General features: G+C 44.5%; 15 protein-coding genes. 12 read left to right on the plus strand and 3 right to left on the minus strand.

The window, feature by feature from the left end; translation table 11 throughout:
• Window positions 1-38: 38 nt before the first annotated feature.
• The 8 genes from rpsF to DWW90_RS05140 all read left to right on the plus strand — a co-directional run bounded on the left by rpsF (window position 39) and on the right by DWW90_RS05140 (window position 10,742).
• Window positions 39-392: a 30S ribosomal protein S6 gene (gene rpsF / locus DWW90_RS05105; RefSeq protein WP_115497871.1), complete on the plus strand. Its 354-nt coding sequence runs from the start codon at window positions 39-41 to the stop codon at window positions 390-392.
• Between the two features lie 2 nt (window positions 393-394).
• On the plus strand, window positions 395-664 hold the full coding sequence (rpsR, locus tag DWW90_RS05110; RefSeq protein WP_007654155.1) for a 30S ribosomal protein S18: 270 nt from the start codon (window positions 395-397) through the stop codon (window positions 662-664).
• A gap of 21 nt (window positions 665-685) precedes the next feature.
• Window positions 686-1,129, plus strand: a complete 444-nt coding sequence (gene rplI, locus DWW90_RS05115) for a 50S ribosomal protein L9 (protein ID WP_115497872.1) — start codon at window positions 686-688, stop codon at window positions 1,127-1,129.
• 128 nt (window positions 1,130-1,257) lie between these two features.
• Window positions 1,258-2,460: an N-acetylmuramoyl-L-alanine amidase gene (locus DWW90_RS05120; RefSeq protein WP_122344229.1), complete on the plus strand. Its 1,203-nt coding sequence runs from the start codon at window positions 1,258-1,260 to the stop codon at window positions 2,458-2,460.
• 33 nt (window positions 2,461-2,493) lie between these two features.
• Window positions 2,494-3,378, plus strand: coding sequence for an MlaD family protein (locus tag DWW90_RS05125; RefSeq protein ID WP_115497874.1), 885 nt, complete (start codon window positions 2,494-2,496; stop codon window positions 3,376-3,378).
• Between the two features lie 380 nt (window positions 3,379-3,758).
• Window positions 3,759-5,147: a chromosomal replication initiator protein DnaA gene (dnaA, locus tag DWW90_RS05130; protein WP_115497875.1), complete on the plus strand. Its 1,389-nt coding sequence runs from the start codon at window positions 3,759-3,761 to the stop codon at window positions 5,145-5,147.
• A 254-nt stretch (window positions 5,148-5,401) separates the two neighbouring features.
• Window positions 5,402-7,945 (plus strand): adenosylcobalamin-dependent ribonucleoside-diphosphate reductase, encoded by a 2,544-nt coding sequence (locus DWW90_RS05135; RefSeq protein WP_122344285.1) that lies wholly within the window; start codon window positions 5,402-5,404, stop codon window positions 7,943-7,945.
• 112 nt (window positions 7,946-8,057) lie between these two features.
• Window positions 8,058-10,742 (plus strand): 4-alpha-glucanotransferase, encoded by a 2,685-nt coding sequence (locus tag DWW90_RS05140; RefSeq protein WP_122344230.1) that lies wholly within the window; start codon window positions 8,058-8,060, stop codon window positions 10,740-10,742.
• A 13-nt stretch (window positions 10,743-10,755) separates the two neighbouring features.
• On the opposite strand, the gene DWW90_RS05145 is transcribed toward DWW90_RS05140, so the two are convergent.
• A complete protein-coding gene (locus DWW90_RS05145; RefSeq protein ID WP_122331056.1) occupies window positions 10,756-11,142 on the minus strand; it encodes a polymer-forming cytoskeletal protein in 387 nt (128 codons plus the stop codon).
• 92 nt (window positions 11,143-11,234) lie between these two features.
• Between DWW90_RS05145 and folB the strand changes: the two genes are divergently transcribed.
• The 4 genes from folB to DWW90_RS05165 are packed head-to-tail and all read left to right on the plus strand — an operon-like array spanning window position 11,235 to window position 15,026.
• Window positions 11,235-11,597: a dihydroneopterin aldolase gene (gene folB, locus DWW90_RS05150; protein WP_122344231.1), complete on the plus strand. Its 363-nt coding sequence runs from the start codon at window positions 11,235-11,237 to the stop codon at window positions 11,595-11,597.
• 59 nt (window positions 11,598-11,656) lie between these two features.
• Window positions 11,657-13,102, plus strand: coding sequence for a monomeric [FeFe] hydrogenase (locus tag DWW90_RS05155; protein ID WP_115497878.1), 1,446 nt, complete (start codon window positions 11,657-11,659; stop codon window positions 13,100-13,102).
• A 6-nt stretch (window positions 13,103-13,108) separates the two neighbouring features.
• A complete protein-coding gene (locus DWW90_RS05160) occupies window positions 13,109-14,353 on the plus strand; it encodes a PNGase F N-terminal domain-containing protein (RefSeq protein ID WP_122344232.1) in 1,245 nt (414 codons plus the stop codon).
• A 28-nt stretch (window positions 14,354-14,381) separates the two neighbouring features.
• Window positions 14,382-15,026: a MarC family protein gene (locus DWW90_RS05165; RefSeq protein WP_115497880.1), complete on the plus strand. Its 645-nt coding sequence runs from the start codon at window positions 14,382-14,384 to the stop codon at window positions 15,024-15,026.
• Window positions 15,027-15,267: 241 nt separating this feature from the next.
• On the opposite strand, the gene DWW90_RS05170 is transcribed toward DWW90_RS05165, so the two are convergent.
• A complete protein-coding gene (locus tag DWW90_RS05170; RefSeq protein ID WP_122344286.1) occupies window positions 15,268-16,332 on the minus strand; it encodes a glycosyltransferase family 2 protein in 1,065 nt (354 codons plus the stop codon).
• A 48-nt stretch (window positions 16,333-16,380) separates the two neighbouring features.
• Window positions 16,381-17,268 carry a lysophospholipid acyltransferase family protein gene (locus DWW90_RS05175; protein ID WP_115497881.1) on the minus strand — a complete coding sequence of 296 codons (888 nt, stop codon included), beginning with the start codon at window positions 17,266-17,268 and terminating at the stop codon, window positions 16,381-16,383.

Below are 17,268 nucleotides of genomic sequence, written 5' to 3' on the forward strand. Positions count from 1 at the left end.
CAAAAATTATTAGTAATAACAATACAAAACAGCGTTTTATGAACAATTACGAAACCGTTTTCATTTTGACTCCCGTTTTGTCTGACGCACAGATGAAGGAAGCGGTAGAAAAATTCACGAACCTCCTGAAAGAACAGGGTGCAGAAATCGTGAACGAAGAAAATTGGGGTTTGCGCAAATTAGCTTATCCTATCGACAAGAAAACAACAGGCTTCTACCAGTTGGTTGAATTCAAAGCAAATCCTGAAACGATTGCGACTCTGGAAGTCCAGTTCCGTCGTGACGAACGTGTGATTCGCTTCCTGACTTTCCGCCAGGACAAATATGCAGCAGAATATGCCGCTAAGAGAAGAAGTTTGAAATCATCTAAAGAAACAGTAAAGGAGAATTAATTATGGCAGCAACTCAATCAGAAATCAGATATTTGACTCCGCCTTCAGTAGACGTTAAAAAGAAAAAATATTGCCGTTTCAAAAAGAACGGTATCAAGTATATCGATTACAAAGATCCTGAATTCTTGAAGAAATTCCTGAACGAACAGGGTAAGATTCTTCCGCGTCGTATTACTGGTACTTCTTTGAAGTTTCAGCGTCGTATCGCTCAGGCTGTTAAAAGAGCTCGTCACTTGGCGTTGCTTCCTTACGTAACCGATTTAATGAAATAATAAAAAGAGAGGAGACAGAATATGCAAGTTATTTTGAAAGAAGACGTAATCAATTTAGGTTACAAAGACGATATCGTAACAGTTAAAGACGGTTACGGACGTAACTTTCTAATCCCCACGGGTAAGGCAGTTATCGCATCTGAATCAGCAAAGAAAGTATTGGCTGAAAACTTGAGACAGCGTGCTCACAAGTTGGCTAAGATTAAAGAAGATGCTCAGGCTTTGGCTGCAAAGTTGGAAGGCGTAGCGCTGACGATCGGTGCAAAGACAAGTTCAACTGGTACAATTTTCGGTTCTGTAACGAACATCCAGGTTGCTGAAGCTTTGGCAAAAGCTGGTTTCGAAGTAGATCGTAAAATTATCTATATCAAAGAATCTGTTAAGGAAGTAGGTAGTTACAAAGCTATCCTGAAACTTCACAAAGAAGTGTCAGTGGAAATTCCTTTTGAAGTAGTTTCAGAGTAATATAGTCACTGAATATAGTAACAAAAAGGGCGATTCATATTGAATTGCCCTTTTTTTATTTCAGATCAGCCAAGTTTTACTCATCAAAAAGCATTACATTTGTCCCAAATTTGCAAGAAATTTAGAAAGTGGCAAAAAGTACTTTTCTATATATCAATTTGGTAATAGCTTTGTTTTTTGTTTTGCCTGTATTGCAGGCTAAGGAAAAAACGTTTACAGTAGTGATCGACGCCGGACATGGGGGAAAAGACCCTGGAGCACGGGGAACGGTCATTAATGAAAAAGCTATTAACTTGGCTGTCGCTTTAAAGCTGGGGAGTTTGATATCAGAAAAGCATAGTGATGTGAAAGTTATCTATACGCGCAAGACAGATGTTTTTATAGAGCTGGACGAACGTGCAAATATTGCTAACCGGAATAAGGCCGACTTGTTTATTTCCATTCATACGAATGCCGTGAAGCGGGGCAGTTCTGTGTCTGGGACGGAAACATATACGTTAGGTTTGGCCCGGAGTGATGAAAACTTGGAGGTCGCTATGCGGGAAAACTCCGCTATTCTGTTGGAGGATAATTATTTGCAAAAATATGAAGGCTTCGATCCTAAATCTTCCGAATCGTATATTATTTTCGAATTTATGCAGAATAAACACATGGAGCAAAGTATTAGTCTGGCTTCGGAAGTTCAGAAATGCTTTACTTCAGCAAAGCGTAATAATCGTGGTGTGCGACAAGCTGGTTTTCTTGTGTTGCGTAAAACGAGTATGCCGAGTATTCTTGTAGAATTGGGATATATTTCGAATCCGGCGGAAGAGCGTTTTATGAAGACGAAAGATGGGCAGGATAAGTTGGCTACAGCTATATATAATGCTTTTACGAAATATAAATGGGAATATGATCGTAAACGTGGGGCACTATCGGGAAATGCGAGTGCTGCGCCTGTTCTGCAGGTCGTAGATGATCAAGAAAGTGTTGTTACAGCTCCTCCTGGAAGTGAAGAATATATTCGCCAGAAAAATAAGGCGGAAGAGGTAAAAACTGTTCGTCAATCGAAGTCTGCCACTCCGGAAGCGCAGATGGCTACTCAAGTGAAAAAAGGACAAACTGTCTACAAAATACAAATATTGACCTCTGATAAAAAACTTTCTCCCAATTCTAAATTGTTTAAGGGATATAAGAATGTTGATTACTTTGTCGAGAAAGGTATTTATAAATATACGTATGGCGAGACAACTAATTTTGACTCAATTCGTAAGATGCGCCGTCAGGTGGCAAAAGACTTTAAAGATGCTTTTATTGTCGCCTTTAAGGATGGGAAAAAAGTAAAATATTAGTAGTAATAGGAATTTATATTATATAGAGAAGAAATGAAAAATGTATTCACCAAAGAGGCAAAGATCGGGCTCGTGTCCATAATAAGCCTGGCATTGCTGTATTTAGGAATTAATTATTTGAAAGGGATAAATTTGTTTAAACCAACCAATCATTATGTGGTGGCTTGTACGAATGTGAAAGGAGTGACAATTTCGAGTCCGGTATTTGTAGAAGGTTTCAAGGTGGGATTGGTTCGTGATATTGTCTATGATTATGATGCGACTGATAAGATTTCGATTGATATCAGCCTGGAAGATCATATGAAGATTAATAAAGGTAGCTATATCACAATTGTGAATAGTTTTTTGGGTGGAGGTGAATTGCATATCCATTTGAATAAGTATGTAGATGATTATCTGAAGCCCGGTGCTACCATTGAAGGTCGGATGGAATCGGATATGATGCAGTCTGTACAGGAAAAGATTTTGCCGCAAGTCGAACTGCTTCTTCCTAAGATCGATTCTATCTTAGGTGGATTGCAGACGTTGGTTAATCATCCCGCGCTTGCCCAATCTTTGGATAATATTGAAAAAACGACAAATAGCTTAGCTGTTTCCTCCCGTCAGCTTAATCAGATGTTGAGTAAAGATGTGCCGGGTATTATGGGGGATTTGAAAGTGATTACCAGTAATTTTGCGGATGTCAGTACAGATTTGAAGAAGTTAGATTTGGCAACGACGGTGAATGCTGTAAATGCGACATTGGATAATGTGGAGCAGATGACACGGAAATTGAACTCAAAGGATAATAGTATGGGGCTTTTGTTGAATGATCGTGCACTTTATGATAATCTGAATAGTACGGCGGACAATGCTTCCAAGCTCTTGCTCGATTTGAAGCAGAATCCTAAAAGATATGTGCATTTTTCTGTATTTTAATATTGCATAAGAATTCTTGTGTAAACTGTTTATTTAGAATTATTCCAATTAAACAGAAAAATATAAAATACGCTTGACTGACTTGTCTAAGGCTCTTAGATAGAGGTGTGTAACTGAATCGAAAGGCCTTTTTTGATAGCCTTGCCCTCATGTAACAGGATTGTAAAGAATGCCCATTAATAAAGGATTTATTATAATGGATGCGTGATAAGTTGTAGATAATCAGATTGTTGTGATTAACTGCTTGACTGTAAACAGTATATTAAACAATCAAGAGTTCCAAATAAAAAAGCACTTTTTTTTTCGGAATTAATTTCTAAACTTTGTAGTCGTAAAGTAAAAATTGAAGTTGTAAGTATAGTTGGGAGAATAAAAAAATCATGCAAACGGAATATCAAACTTTGTGGAATAAATGCCTCGCTGTCATTAAGGATATCGTTCCTGAGGCCGCTTTTAACACATGGTTCAAACCTATCATACCATTATCATACGAGGATAATAAATTCACGATTCAGGTACCGAGCCAGTTCTTTTATGAGTATCTGGAAGAAAAGTATGTGAATGTATTGAAAGTAACATTGTATCGTGTGATTGGGCAGGGTACGATCTTGAATTATCGTATCAAGGTGGTTGATAAGGTGAAGGATGATGGCATGATTACTTTACCAACAAGTAATGACGCTCCCCGTACTGCTAAAAAAGGTGCAGAGATCCCTTCTCTGTTTGAATCGAAAGCCCGTCAGGACTGGGATTCGCATTTGAACCCCAAATACAACTTCGATAACTATTTTGAGGGAACAAGTAACCGTCTGGTGCGTTCTTCCAGTGAAGCGATCGCACAGGAGCCGGGAAAGACCTTTAATCCGATGTTTGTGTTCGGAGCGTCTGGTGTAGGAAAGACGCATTTATGCCATGCGATCGGTAATCGCATTCAGGAAATCCATCCGGAGAAAAAAGTACTGTATATTTCAGCTCATCTGTTTACTGTTCAGTATACGGAGGCAATCCGGAAGAATACGACGAATGATTTCATGTATTTCTATCAGGGCGTGGATGTGTTGATTCTGGATGATATTCAGGAACTGATCGGAAAGGATAAGACGCAGAATACTTTCTTCCATATTTTTAATCACTTGCATTTGTTGGGCAAGCAGTTAATTCTGACTTCCGATAAGGCTCCTGTGGATTTGCAGGGGATGGAAGAGCGTTTGATTACCCGTTTGAAATGGGGGTTGACTGCTGAACTGGATCGTCCGGACCTGGATTTGCGTAAAAAGATTCTGAAAAATAAGATCAGCCACGACGGTGTGGTGATACCGGATGACGTATTCAACTTTATTGCAAGCAATGTAACGGAGAATGTACGTGATGTAGAAGGTATCGTTGCTTCTTTACTGGCTTATTCTACGGCATTCAACCGGATGATAGACCTGCCTCTGACTAAACAAGTCGTGAGTCGCGTTGTAAAGTTGGAAAAGAAGCAAGTTTCTGTTGAATCCATTCAGAATGTAGTATGTAAGTATTATAATCTGGAGTTGGCTGCTATTCAAACAAATTCGCGTAAGCGAGAAATTGTACAGGCTCGCCAGGTTACGATGTATCTGGCAAAGAAATATACCGATAGTTCTTTTTCCCACATTGGGAAAATTGTAGGTAAGCGCGATCACGCAACTGTATTGCATGCCTGCAAAACGGTGAAAGACCAGATCGAAACTAATAAATCTTTCCGTTCTTCCGTAGAGGAGATTGAAGCATTACTCAAGGCTTGATTTTAATAAGATATTTAGGATAAAGGACGCACTTCCGGGTGGCGTCCTTTTTTTTGTTTTTAGAAACCTTGTAGTGGAGAGGCTTTTCTTTTTGGAAAACTTTTTGTTTGGAGGTGGGATGTAAGATGTTGATAAATAATGGTGTTTATGTGTGAAGTTGGAAACTTATCAACAAAATGTATTTTCTTTATTGAATAATTTGGTCAATCCGTAAACTATGCTTAAACTTGCACATCTTTAAACTTAAAACAATCGTGAATCGTAAAACTTACACCTTCGATGAAGCGTTTAAAGCTTCGCTTGGCTACTTCACGGGCGACGAATTGGCCGCCAAAGTATGGGTAAATAAGTATGCCTTGAAAGACGCGTTCGGGAATATCTACGAAGAATCTCCCGCTGACATGCACCATCGTCTGGCAAGTGAAATTGCTCGCGTGGAAAAAAAGTATCCTAATCCGTTGTCGGAAGAGGAACTTTTTAGTCTGTTTGATCATTTCCGTTACATCGTGCCGCAAGGAAGCCCGATGACGGGAATTGGCAATGACTTCCAAATTGCCTCACTCTCTAACTGCTTTGTAATTGGATTGGACGGAGAAGCCGATTCCTATGGAGCTATTATCCGGATTGATGAAGAGCAGGTGCAGCTAATGAAGCGTCGCGGCGGTGTAGGTCATGATCTATCGCATGTCCGTCCAAAGGGATCTCCTGTGAAAAATTCGGCATTAACCTCGACAGGCCTTGTGCCTTTTATGGAACGCTATTCTAACTCAACTCGCGAAGTGGCCCAGGATGGCCGTCGTGGTGCTTTAATGCTTAGTGTTTCTATCAAGCATCCGGATTCAGAATCGTTTATCGATGCCAAGATGACGGAAGGCAAGGTTACGGGGGCCAATGTATCTGTAAAGATTGATGATGAATTTATGCAGGCAGTTGTCAATGGGACACCCTACAAACAGCAGTATCCGATTAATTCGTCTGAACCGACAACCGTAAAAGAGATCGATGCGGCTGCACTTTGGAAAAAGATTATCCATAATGCATGGAAATCGGCAGAACCGGGTGTGCTTTTCTGGGATACGATTCTGAGAGAGTCCGTTCCTGATTCGTATGCAGACCTCGGTTTCCGCACTGTGTCGACAAACCCTTGCGGGGAAATTCCTTTGTGCCCGTACGATAGTTGCCGTCTATTGGCAATCAACTTATATTCGTATGTGGTGAATCCCTTCACAAAAGATGCCTATTTTGATTTCGAACTGTTCCGCAAGCATGTTGCACTGGCACAGCGTATCATGGACGATATTATCGATCTTGAGTCGGAAAAGATTGAAAAGATTTTGGAGAAGATCGATGCCGACCCGGAATCACTGGAAGTGAAGCAGAGCGAACGTCATCTATGGGAAAAAATTCAGAGAAAAACATTGCAAGGACGTCGTACGGGTGTTGGCATCACAGCTGAAGGCGATATGATTGCCGCTCTGGGATTGCGTTATGGTACGGAAGAGGCTACAGATTTTGCAGAAGAGGTTCAGAAAACTTTGGCGCTGGCTGCTTATCGTTCTTCTGTGGAAATGGCGAAAGAGCGTGGTGCATTTGAAATCTACGATGCCAAACGGGAAGAAAATAATCCGTTTATTAACCGTCTGCGCGAAGCTGATCAGGAACTCTATGATGAAATGGTCAAGTATGGCCGCCGCAATATCGCCTGTCTGACGATTGCCCCAACCGGAACAACCAGTCTGATGACACAGACAACCTCCGGTATCGAACCTGTATTCCTGCCGGTTTACCGCCGTCGCCGTAAGGTCAATCCGAATGATGCGGAAGCCCGTGTCGACTTTGTAGATGAAACGGGTGATGCATTTGAGGAATATATCGTGTTCCATCATAAATTCGTAACTTGGATGTTGGCTAACGGTTATTCCGCTTCCAAGAAATATTCACAGGAAGAGGTGGAAGATCTGGTTGCCAAGTCACCTTATTATAAAGCAACTTCAAACGATGTAGACTGGCTGCAAAAAGTACGTATGCAAGGCCGTATCCAGAAATGGGTAGACCATTCCATCAGTGTCACGATCAACCTGCCGTCTGATGTGACGGAAGAACTGGTTGACACATTGTATGTAGAAGCCTGGAAATGTGGCTGTAAAGGTTGTACGGTTTATCGTGACGGCTCCCGTTCAGGCGTACTGCTGTCTACCGATAACAGCAAGAAAAAGAAAGACGACTGTAATTGTATGGAACCGCCTATCATCGTGTCGACCCGTCCACGTGAATTGGAAGCTGATGTGGTGAAATTCCAGAATAACCGTGAAAAGTGGATCGCATTTGTCGGTTTGCTGAATGGTCGTCCCTACGAAATCTTTACCGGTCTTGCCGATGATGACGAAGGTATCATGTTACCGAAGAATGTCTCCAAAGGCAGCATCATTAAGAGCTATGACGAAGATGGCAAGAAGCATTATGACTTCCAGTTCAAAAACAAGCGTGGTTATAAGATGACAATCGAAGGTTTGGACGGTAAGTTCGACCCTGAATTCTGGAATTACGCAAAACTGATTTCCGGAGTATTGCGTTATGGCATGCCTATCGACCAGGTAATTAAACTGGTTCAGGGTATGGAGTTGAATAACGAATCCATCAATACCTGGAAGAACGGTGTAGAAAGGGCCTTGAAGAAATACCTGCCTAACGGTATGGAAGCAAAAGGACAGAAATGCCCGAACTGTGGACAAGAAACACTTGTCTATCAGGAAGGTTGCCTGATCTGTACCAATTGCGGTGCTTCGAGGTGCGGGTAATAAATTAAGTTGTGAATTATGAATTATGAGTTGTGGGATACAATTTACAATCCACAATTCATAATTCATAATTCTTTTTGTATCTTCGCGTCTGGAACTAAATTTAGTACACATGAAAGTCACCTTTAATATCAACTTCCATACCGTTTGGGGACAGAAGTTATGTGTTGTGGGGTCGATCCCGGAGTTAGGTTCATGGGAACCGGCTTTGGCAAAAGAAATGAGTTATAAGGGGGAAGGAAACTGGCAGCTGGAGCTGGAGGTTACGACTCCGGTCAAAGATATAGAATACCGGTATTTCCTGAGTTTGAGCGATAAGCAGATATTCGAGGAATGGGAAAAGAACCATCAGGTATTCTTTATCGGTTCGGCCGACCAATATACGCTATACGACTACTGGCAGGTCCGTCCCGCTAATCTCGCCTTTTATTCATCGGCTTTTACGAAAAGTTTATTTGCCCATCCGTGTAATACGCACGAACGGGTTGTGAAGAGTGGAAAGCGGCTCACAATTAAGATCTCCGTGCCACGTGTCGAAAAAGATCAGCGTGTGGCTATCACAGGGAACCAGGAATGCTTGGGCAACTGGCATCCGGACAAGGCTTTAATATTGAGTTGCGATACTTTTCCTGTTTGGCATATAGACCTGGATGCGAATGAGATTACCTATCCGTTGGAATATAAATTCCTGATCTGCGACGATCATCAGCAACCCCTGTATTGGGAAGAAGATGAGAACCGTATTCTGAACCTGCCTCCACAGCAGGTAGGGGAGACTGCTATTATCTCCGGTCTTTATTTCCGTGATAACTTGCCTTTGTGGCGATGTGCCGGTTCGGTCATACCGGTGTTCTCTTTGCGCTCGGAACAGAGTTTTGGGGTAGGGGATCTGGGAGACCTGTATTTGCTGGTAGACTGGGTGAAGAAAACGCATCAGCGTATTATCCAGGTTCTTCCGATGAACGACACGACAATGTCGCATACCTGTATGGATTCGTATCCTTATAGTGCAATATCCATTTATGCTCTTCATCCGATGTATATTAGTCTGCCCCATTTGGGAAAACTGGCAGACCAGGAGAAAGCCGCTTTCTTTGCCCGGAAACAGGCGGAACTGAATGCGTTGGAGACTGTCGATTATGAACAGGCTGTTAAGTATAAGATAGAATATTGCCGGCAATTCTTTAAACAAGAGGGACAGTCTGTTATGTCCACTCCGGAATATAAGGAGTTCTTTGCACAAAGTTCATCCTGGCTGATGCCCTATGCTGCATACAGCTATCTGCGTGACAAGTATTGCACTTCCGACTTCACGCAATGGAAAGAAAATTCCGTATATGATAAGAGTAGTATCCGCGAGCTTTGTTCTGAAACAAACAAGGCCTATCCGGAAATCTCTTTCCTTTATTTTCTGCAATACATCTTGCATACCCAGTTTAAAGCTGTTTCCGATTATGCCCGTAAGAACGGGATTGTGCTGAAAGGCGATTTGCCTATCGGTGTGAGCCGTACAAGCGTTGAGGCATGGATGGAGCCGAAGTATTTCAATATGAACGGACAGGCCGGTGCTCCTCCCGATGACTTTTCCGTGAACGGTCAGAACTGGATGTTTCCGACCTATAATTGGGATACGATGGAGAAAGATAATTTCTCCTGGTGGAAGAAACGTTTCCATAAACTGGAAGACTATTTCGATTGTTTCCGTATCGATCATATCCTTGGCTTTTTCCGTATCTGGGAAGTGCCGTTGGATTATGTACAGGGGCTTTGCGGACATTTCAATCCGGCTTTGCCTCTTACTCCGAGCGAGATAGAGCAGTATGGCCTGAACTTTAATGAAGCTCGTCTGACGACACCTCATATCAACCGGGAATTCTTACCCGAGCTGTTTGGCGACTTGGCAGAAGAAGTCATCGGCTCTTTTCTGGCGCAGTCTTCGTCGCACCATTTTGTCCTGAAGCCTTTCTGCGATACGCAACGTAAAGTCGATGCGTTGTTTGCCGGAAAGATAGATGAAGCATCCCAGCGTATCAAGAATGGCTTGTTTGCTATTGCCAATGAAGTGTTGTTTCTGCGTGATCCGCGTGAACCGGATAAGTTCCATCCGCGTATTTCTGCCAGCCAGTCTTTTCTGTATCGCGAGTTAAGTGCTGCCGATCAATACGCCTTTGATCAGTTATATTGGAATTTCTTTTATCATCGTCATAACGACTTTTGGAAGGCTCAGGCCTTTAACCGGTTGACACCGTTGGTCGGATGTACGGATATGCTGGTCTGCGGGGAGGATCTGGGGATGATTCCCGAATCCGTACCTGATGTAATGAACAAGTTGCAGATATTCAGTCTTGAAATAGAACGAATGCCAAAGACGCCACAAAGGGAGTTTTCGGATATGTTCAACCTGCCTTATCATTCGGTCTGTACAACTTCCACGCACGATATGTCACCGCTTCGCAGTTGGTGGAAGGAAGATCGCGCGAAGATACAGCGTTATTATAATAATGTATTGGGACGTGCCGGAGACGCTCCGGAAGAATGTACAGCGGATATCGCGACACATATTGTAGCTTCTCATTTGGAATCCCGTTCGATGTTAACCATTATCCCGTTGCAGGATTGGTTTGCAATGGATGACTCCGTTAAACGGAAAGATTATGAAGCGGAGCGTATCAATGTGCCTTCCGTGCCTAACCATTATTGGCGTTACAGGATGCATATCCCGTTAGAAAGATTGATACAGGCGGATAGCCTGAATAATAAGATAATAGAACTAATTCAAAAGTCGGGCCGCAAATAAGCCCGACTTTTCTTTATTGTTTGGGTTTGGCAGCCTCTTTCGTAGTTCCTTCCCCCGACATCTTACAAACGCCGTTGAAGCGGGCATTGGGTTCGATTTCCAGGGTTTGGGTGAATATATCTCCTTTAATGACGGCGGTTGCTTTCAAGACAAGTTTGGCACTAACATGGACGGAACCATCCACTTCCCCTAATATTTCAGCATTTGCGGAAACAATATTTCCGGTAACACTTCCTTTCGGACCGATTACGATTTTACCACTACAATTGATATCTCCTTCGACTTTTCCATCCAGGCGGAAGTCCGTTTCCGTTATGATATTGCCTTTTACGGTAGTGCCGGCAGCAAGGGTATTATGTAAGCCGCCGTTTGTGTTTTCTTCTTTTTGCTTTATTCCCATCATATATGTAGTTAGTTGCTTTTCGCAAATATAAGACTATTTTTTTGCAGAAAGGTTTACTTTATTTACATTTACAGATAAAATAACGAATTATGACAACAAGGATAGAGCTTGAAGCAATGAAATTCTACGCTTATCATGGTGTGATGCCCCAGGAAAGGAAGGTTGGTAATAACTTTGTCGTGAACCTGATTCTTACGGCTCCGCTGGATAAAGCCGTTACGAGTGACGAGCTGGAAGACACGATTAATTATGCCGCTGTCTATGCGGTCGTCAAGGAGCAGATGGAAAAGCCGTCCAAGCTGATCGAACATGCGGCAGGCCGCATTTTACAAGCTTTGAAAGAATATTTTCCACAGTTGACAGCTATCGAATTGAAGCTTGCCAAACTGAATCCGCCTTTCGGTGGAGATGTTTATAGTGCATCGATTATTCTTAGTGAGACATACTGTTAGGCTATTTTAATAAATATATCTATCTTTGTATCCTAAAGCACAAATAATACATTCATCTTATGGCATTTACCAACAACGTAATGATAGTCCGCCACGGATTGTTGGCGAAGTTAGTTAAACTTTGGAAGGAAAACCGTCTGCTTGAAGAGATAGACCGCCTACCGATAGAGTTAAGTCCCCGTAAATCGAAAGTCATCGGCCGTTGCTGTGTACACAAGGAGCGGGCAGTCTGGAAATATAAGACACTGCCACTGCTCGGATTTGATATGCAGGATGAAATAGACGAGCTGACTCCCTTGTCTGAGTATGCAAAACAAGCATTGTTCCGTTCGGAAAATAAGAAAGAAAACCTGATGTGTGTGGTTGACGAAGCCTGCTCATCCTGTGTACAGGTGAACTATGAGATAACAAACCTTTGCCGTGGTTGTGTGGCGCGCAGTTGCTATATGAACTGTCCGAAAGATGCAATCCGTTTCAGGAAGAATGGACAGGCGCAGATTGACCACGACACTTGTATCAGTTGCGGCAAATGCCATCAGAACTGTCCCTATCATGCGATTGTTTATATCCCGATTCCTTGCGAAGAGGTTTGTCCGGTCAAAGCGATCAGCAAGGATGAGTACGGGGTGGAACATATAGATGAGTCCAAATGTATCTATTGCGGTAAATGTGTAAACGCTTGCCCTTTCGGAGCCATCTTCGAAATATCCCAGGTATTCGATATCCTGCAACGTCTGCGCAATAAAGAGCCGATGGTGGCTATCGTAGCCCCTTCTATCTTGGCACAGTTTTCTGCCCCGGTAGAGAAAGTGTACGGTGCGATCAAGTCACTGGGCTTCCTCGAAGTGGTGGAAGTGGCTCAGGGAGCGATGGAAACGACTCGTCGCGAAGCCGAGGAATTGAAAGAAAAACTGGAAGAAGGCCAACCTTTTATGACAACCAGTTGTTGTCCATCCTATATTCAACTGGCCGAGAAGCATATCCCGGACCTGAAAAAGTATATTTCGTCAACCGGTTCACCGATGTATTACACAGCCCGGATCGTGAAGGAGAAATATCCTGATGCCAAGATCGTCTTTGTCGGCCCGTGCGTGGCGAAGCGCAAAGAGGTGAAGATGGACCCATGTGTGGACTTTACTCTTACCTTCGAGGAAATCGGTTCTGTGTTGACAGGCCTGGACATCAAGATAGAAGAGGCACAACCCTTTTCCGTCCTGTTCAATGCCGTACGTGAAGCACATGGATTTGCACAGACCGGCGGTGTAATCAACGCCGTAAAGGTATATCTGAAGGAAGACCAGGTGGCTAATCTGAATACAATACAAGTAGCCAACCTGACCAAGAAGAACGTCGCTCTGCTGCGTGCTTATGCCAAGACAGGCAAGGCTCCGGGACAGTTCATCGAAGTGATGGCCTGCGAAGGAGGATGTGTGACAGGCCCGTGCGTTCATGGTGACAGGGCTTCCGGACAGAAGCAGTTGCTCAAGGAGCTTACTAAATACTAAACGCAAATGATAAGAAAGATTGTTTTGTTCTTTTCGCTGGCCGGGATGTTATCGCTGGCGGCATGTGGCCCTCGGGAAATACCGGCGAAAGGAGATTTTACCGTACATGTATTTAACGATACACCTGTACGCTTTGCCCCGGATGTCTATCCGGAAGCCTATAATGCACCGGGACCGGACAGTGTCTATCATCTGGTGAACGGACGTATTATTCTGAAGAAAATAACATTGCCCGACTTCCGGCGCAATGTGTCGGTCAAATTACGGGTGACGATTGCTTCCAACGGTGACCGTTGGGATAAGTCCGGTTCCTGTTTTGTGTTACCGAAAGCATCGGGTATCAATTTGTTGAATATTGCCAAAGGTGAAAAGCAATTCCCGGAAGTGGACAGTACGAAGTTGGAACACATGATAGGAATCGTGCCGGGTGAAGATTATAAACCGACTGTCGAACTGATGCGCTTCATGACGCCATTCGGAGTGGGGTATTTCAGCGCACCCGATGACAGCCTCACGCATAACCGCAAGCCGGTCTATATTGACCATTGGGCCGACAATGTGAGCTGGGAACAAGATATAACCGATCTTTATCCCTTACTTGAAGGAGGCGCATATGTCGGTATCTTTATCGATACCTGGACGGCAGAAGGATATATCGCCAGCATCACGATCGACGTGGATGAATCCCACCTGGCATATGACCCGCTTGTCCGCCGTCATGTAGAGCCGTTGATGAATACGGTTTATTATGAAGGGCAGACCTATCCCGATATCTTTGCCCGCCGGGATGTATCGATGGATTTTGATATACCCGAAGGTGCCCGTAATGTCCGGTTGAAATATATTGTAACGGGGCATGGCGGCCATTCCGGAGGAGATGAGTTTGTGGAGAAACGGAATATCGTCTCTATCGACGGAAAAGAAGTGCTGAACTTCGTCCCCTGGCGTTCGGATTGTGCCTCTTTTCGCCGCTTTAATCCGGCAACGGGAGTCTGGTTGAAAGAGCGTCTGGCATCGTATATCGATAAAGACGGTTATTCGGAGAAGAAGGTGGAAGAGCCGTTGGCTTCATCCGACCTGTCCCGTTCAAACTGGTGTCCGGGGTCGGATGTGGTGCCTGAAGAAGTGGCTCTGATGGATATCCAGCCGGGTAAACATACCTTTACGGTAAGCATTCCCGAAGCAGCCGGGATAGACGGAAACAAGCTGAATCATTGGTTGGTATCAGCTTACCTGGTTTGGGATGAATAAATAATTGACACATTAAATCATTTATACTATGGATTCACTATTGCCTTTCTTTCTATTATGTTTCACCTCGTTCTTTACCCTGACGAATCCGTTGGGGACAATGCCTGTCTTCCTGACGATGACAAACGGCATGAGTGAAGAACAGCGCCGTGCCATTGTCCGTCGTGCGACTATCGTGTCGTTTCTGACTTTGATGGTTTTCACCTTCTCCGGACAGTTTCTCTTCAAGTTCTTCGGTATCTCGACAAACGGGTTCCGTATAGCAGGAGGAATAATCATCTTTACGATTGGTTTCGATATGCTTCAGGCACGTTATGCAAAGGCGAAGCTGAAGGAAGAAGAGGTGAAGACGTATGTGAATGACATCTCTATCACGCCTCTTGCGATCCCGATGTTGTGCGGTCCCGGTGCGATTGCCAATGCCTTGATGTTGATGGATGATGCCGTGACGTTGGCAAAGAAATGTATTTTGATCGGAACGATCGGGCTGATCTATTTTATCACTTATTTGATCCTTCGTGCTTCCACCCGCCTGAACCGCTATATGGGCGAGACGGGCAATAATGTGATGATGCGCCTGATGGGTTTGATCCTGATGGTGATCGCCGTAGAATGCTTTGTCAGTGGTTTCAAACCGATCATGATCGATATTTTACAGCAAGCAAACCTGTAAAATGGTATTGCAGTGCTTCATGGGGTTATAGTGCCGTAAAGGAAGGAACCATCCGGCAGATAGAATGAACGATGCGGGATGTGCGTTCCTTCCATACCTACCCGCTATTCATGTCACGGCCGTGAAACAAAAGAAATCCAACTGTAACATAGAAGGAAGACAATTGTGACATAAAAGGAATACAGCCGTAACATGCAATAGCGGACCGGTGTTTATCCGTTATTGATTCTTCTCTCTCCTTTTATAATTTGGTAAACTTCTTTTTCCCCTGTAAATAGAACGCCGCAATCAGGCTTCCTTTTCGCAGTTCCGGGATGTCGGCGAGCTTCGTCTTTGCCAGATTTTCCCGGCGGACCGGTTCGTAAGACGGTTTTAATTCATAAAAGGCTTTCCGGGCTTCATACACGGCACGGGCGTTCGGAAGATGTCCGGAGAGCAGGAACTTGGCTGCCGCGATGTAGTCCAGCCAGAAGCGGGTGCGCATCACGTGTTTCAAGTCTTTTTCCGGCAGGTTCTTGTATAACATCAGTAGGTTGTTACGGAAGTTGAGGAAGGTCTTGCGCGGGCTTTCCACATTCAGCGTAGCCCCTCCCACATGATAGACGACCGATGCGGGCGTGCAGACCAGGCGGTAGCCCCGCGAACGCAGGCGCCAGCACATATCGATCTCCTCCTGATGCGCAAAGAAACCGGCATCCAAGCCGCCCGCCTCTTTATAAACGGCAGTGCGGACAAACAGGCAGGCTCCCGTAGCCCAAAGCAGATCGGCGGGAGTATCGTATTGTCCCAAATCTTTTTCAACGACGTGCAACACGCGGCCTCGGCAATATGGATAGCCATACCGGTCCATGAAACCTCCGGCAGCTCCGGCATATTCAAAATAATCTTTGTTGCGCTCGGCGCGTATTTTAGGTTGTGCGCAAGCGATATCGGGGTCGGCATCCATCGCTGCCACAGGTGCGTCCAGCCAGCCCGGAGTGACTTCCACATCGCTGTTCAGCAATACCGTATATTCATGTCCGATCTGTTTCAACGCTTGGTTGTAACCTTCGGCAAAGCCGTAGTTCTTATCCAGCCGGATGACGCCTACCGTCGGGAACTTCGCCTTTAACATCTTGACAGAGTCATCCGTAGAACCATTGTCAGCCACGATTACATCCGCCCATTCCCCTGGCGTATAAGCTACGACAGAAGGCAAAAACTTCTCCATCAGCTCCCGCCCGTTCCAGTTCAGGATGACAACGGCAACACGCTTCTTTAATTGACAATTGACAATTGACAATTGATAATTATTGTTTGTCTCTATAGTGTGTGTCATATGAATATTACTTCTTTAATTGTCAATTGTCAATTATCAATTGTCCATTCTTTTGTATTTCCACCTCTTATGCGTCCAAAGCCAGCCTGCCGGATTACGCAGGATGCATTGTTCCATCAGGCGGGCATATTGTTCGGTGATCCAGTTTTCGGGAGTCTCTTTGGGAGTCTCGGTCACCAGTTTCATGTCTACGGTGTAGTAGCCGCGTTTGACTTGCTTGGTGTCAAGGAAGATGACGGGCAGGTCGAGTTTGCGTGCCAGGCGTTCGGGACCTGTCAGGATGGAGGATTCCTGGTTGAGGAAGGTTGTCCAGTAATGCAGGTTGTTCCGGCTCGGTGTCTGGTCGGCAATGAAGATCACGACACTGCGTATCTTATCCCTCTTCAACTGGATCACGTCGCGTACGGAGTCTTGTTTTTTGATCCCGTATGAACCGAACTGGGTACGCAGCTTGATGAACAGCCGGTCGAATGCCTTGTTGTTGAGCGGACGGTATATCTGGTAGATACGCGAGTCCTTGAAGCGGGAGGTGGAACCGGAGAACCATTCCCAATTGCCGTAATGTCCCATCAGCAGGATAAAACAGGTGTGCCCTTTCTCCATCAGCCGGTCTACCAATTCGGGATTCTTCAGGAAAGCCCGGCGTTGCAACTCTTCGAGGGAGATATGCGCCAGTTTGAGCGTCTCGACGACATAATCGGCGAAATGGTGATAGAAAGCTTTTTCCAACCGGCGAAGCTCTGCGTCCGATTTCTCGGGGAAAGAGGCTTTCATGTTCCGGCGGACGACTCTTACCCGGTATCGCCCGATCTTGTAGATCACGACATAGAGAATGTCCGATAATATATACAACGCCCACATCGGCAGGATAGCGTGAACCTTTACCCAACTATAGATAAGCGCATATTGTATTTTACTCCACAT

This window comes from Parabacteroides sp. AF17-28, assembly GCF_003479205.1.
In the GTDB taxonomy this organism is placed as follows: domain Bacteria; phylum Bacteroidota; class Bacteroidia; order Bacteroidales; family Tannerellaceae; genus Parabacteroides; species Parabacteroides acidifaciens.

What these genes read in the sequence shown, in the direction of transcription:
- DWW90_RS05175 (WP_115497881.1), bottom strand. Translation starts at nt 17,268, where the DNA reads ATGTGGAGTAAAATACAATATGCGCTTATCTATAGTTGGGTAAAGGTT.
- DWW90_RS05145 (WP_122331056.1), bottom strand. Translation starts at nt 11,142, where the DNA reads ATGGGAATAAAGCAAAAAGAAGAAAACACAAACGGCGGCTTACATAAT.
- dnaA (WP_115497875.1), top strand. Translation starts at nt 3,759, where the DNA reads ATGCAAACGGAATATCAAACTTTGTGGAATAAATGCCTCGCTGTCATT.
- DWW90_RS05160 (WP_122344232.1), top strand. Translation starts at nt 13,109, where the DNA reads ATGATAAGAAAGATTGTTTTGTTCTTTTCGCTGGCCGGGATGTTATCG.
- rplI (WP_115497872.1), top strand. Translation starts at nt 686, where the DNA reads ATGCAAGTTATTTTGAAAGAAGACGTAATCAATTTAGGTTACAAAGAC.
- folB (WP_122344231.1), top strand. Translation starts at nt 11,235, where the DNA reads ATGACAACAAGGATAGAGCTTGAAGCAATGAAATTCTACGCTTATCAT.
- DWW90_RS05165 (WP_115497880.1), top strand. Translation starts at nt 14,382, where the DNA reads ATGGATTCACTATTGCCTTTCTTTCTATTATGTTTCACCTCGTTCTTT.
- rpsR (WP_007654155.1), top strand. Translation starts at nt 395, where the DNA reads ATGGCAGCAACTCAATCAGAAATCAGATATTTGACTCCGCCTTCAGTA.
- DWW90_RS05140 (WP_122344230.1), top strand. Translation starts at nt 8,058, where the DNA reads ATGAAAGTCACCTTTAATATCAACTTCCATACCGTTTGGGGACAGAAG.
- rpsF (WP_115497871.1), top strand. Translation starts at nt 39, where the DNA reads ATGAACAATTACGAAACCGTTTTCATTTTGACTCCCGTTTTGTCTGAC.
- DWW90_RS05125 (WP_115497874.1), top strand. Translation starts at nt 2,494, where the DNA reads ATGAAAAATGTATTCACCAAAGAGGCAAAGATCGGGCTCGTGTCCATA.
- DWW90_RS05155 (WP_115497878.1), top strand. Translation starts at nt 11,657, where the DNA reads ATGGCATTTACCAACAACGTAATGATAGTCCGCCACGGATTGTTGGCG.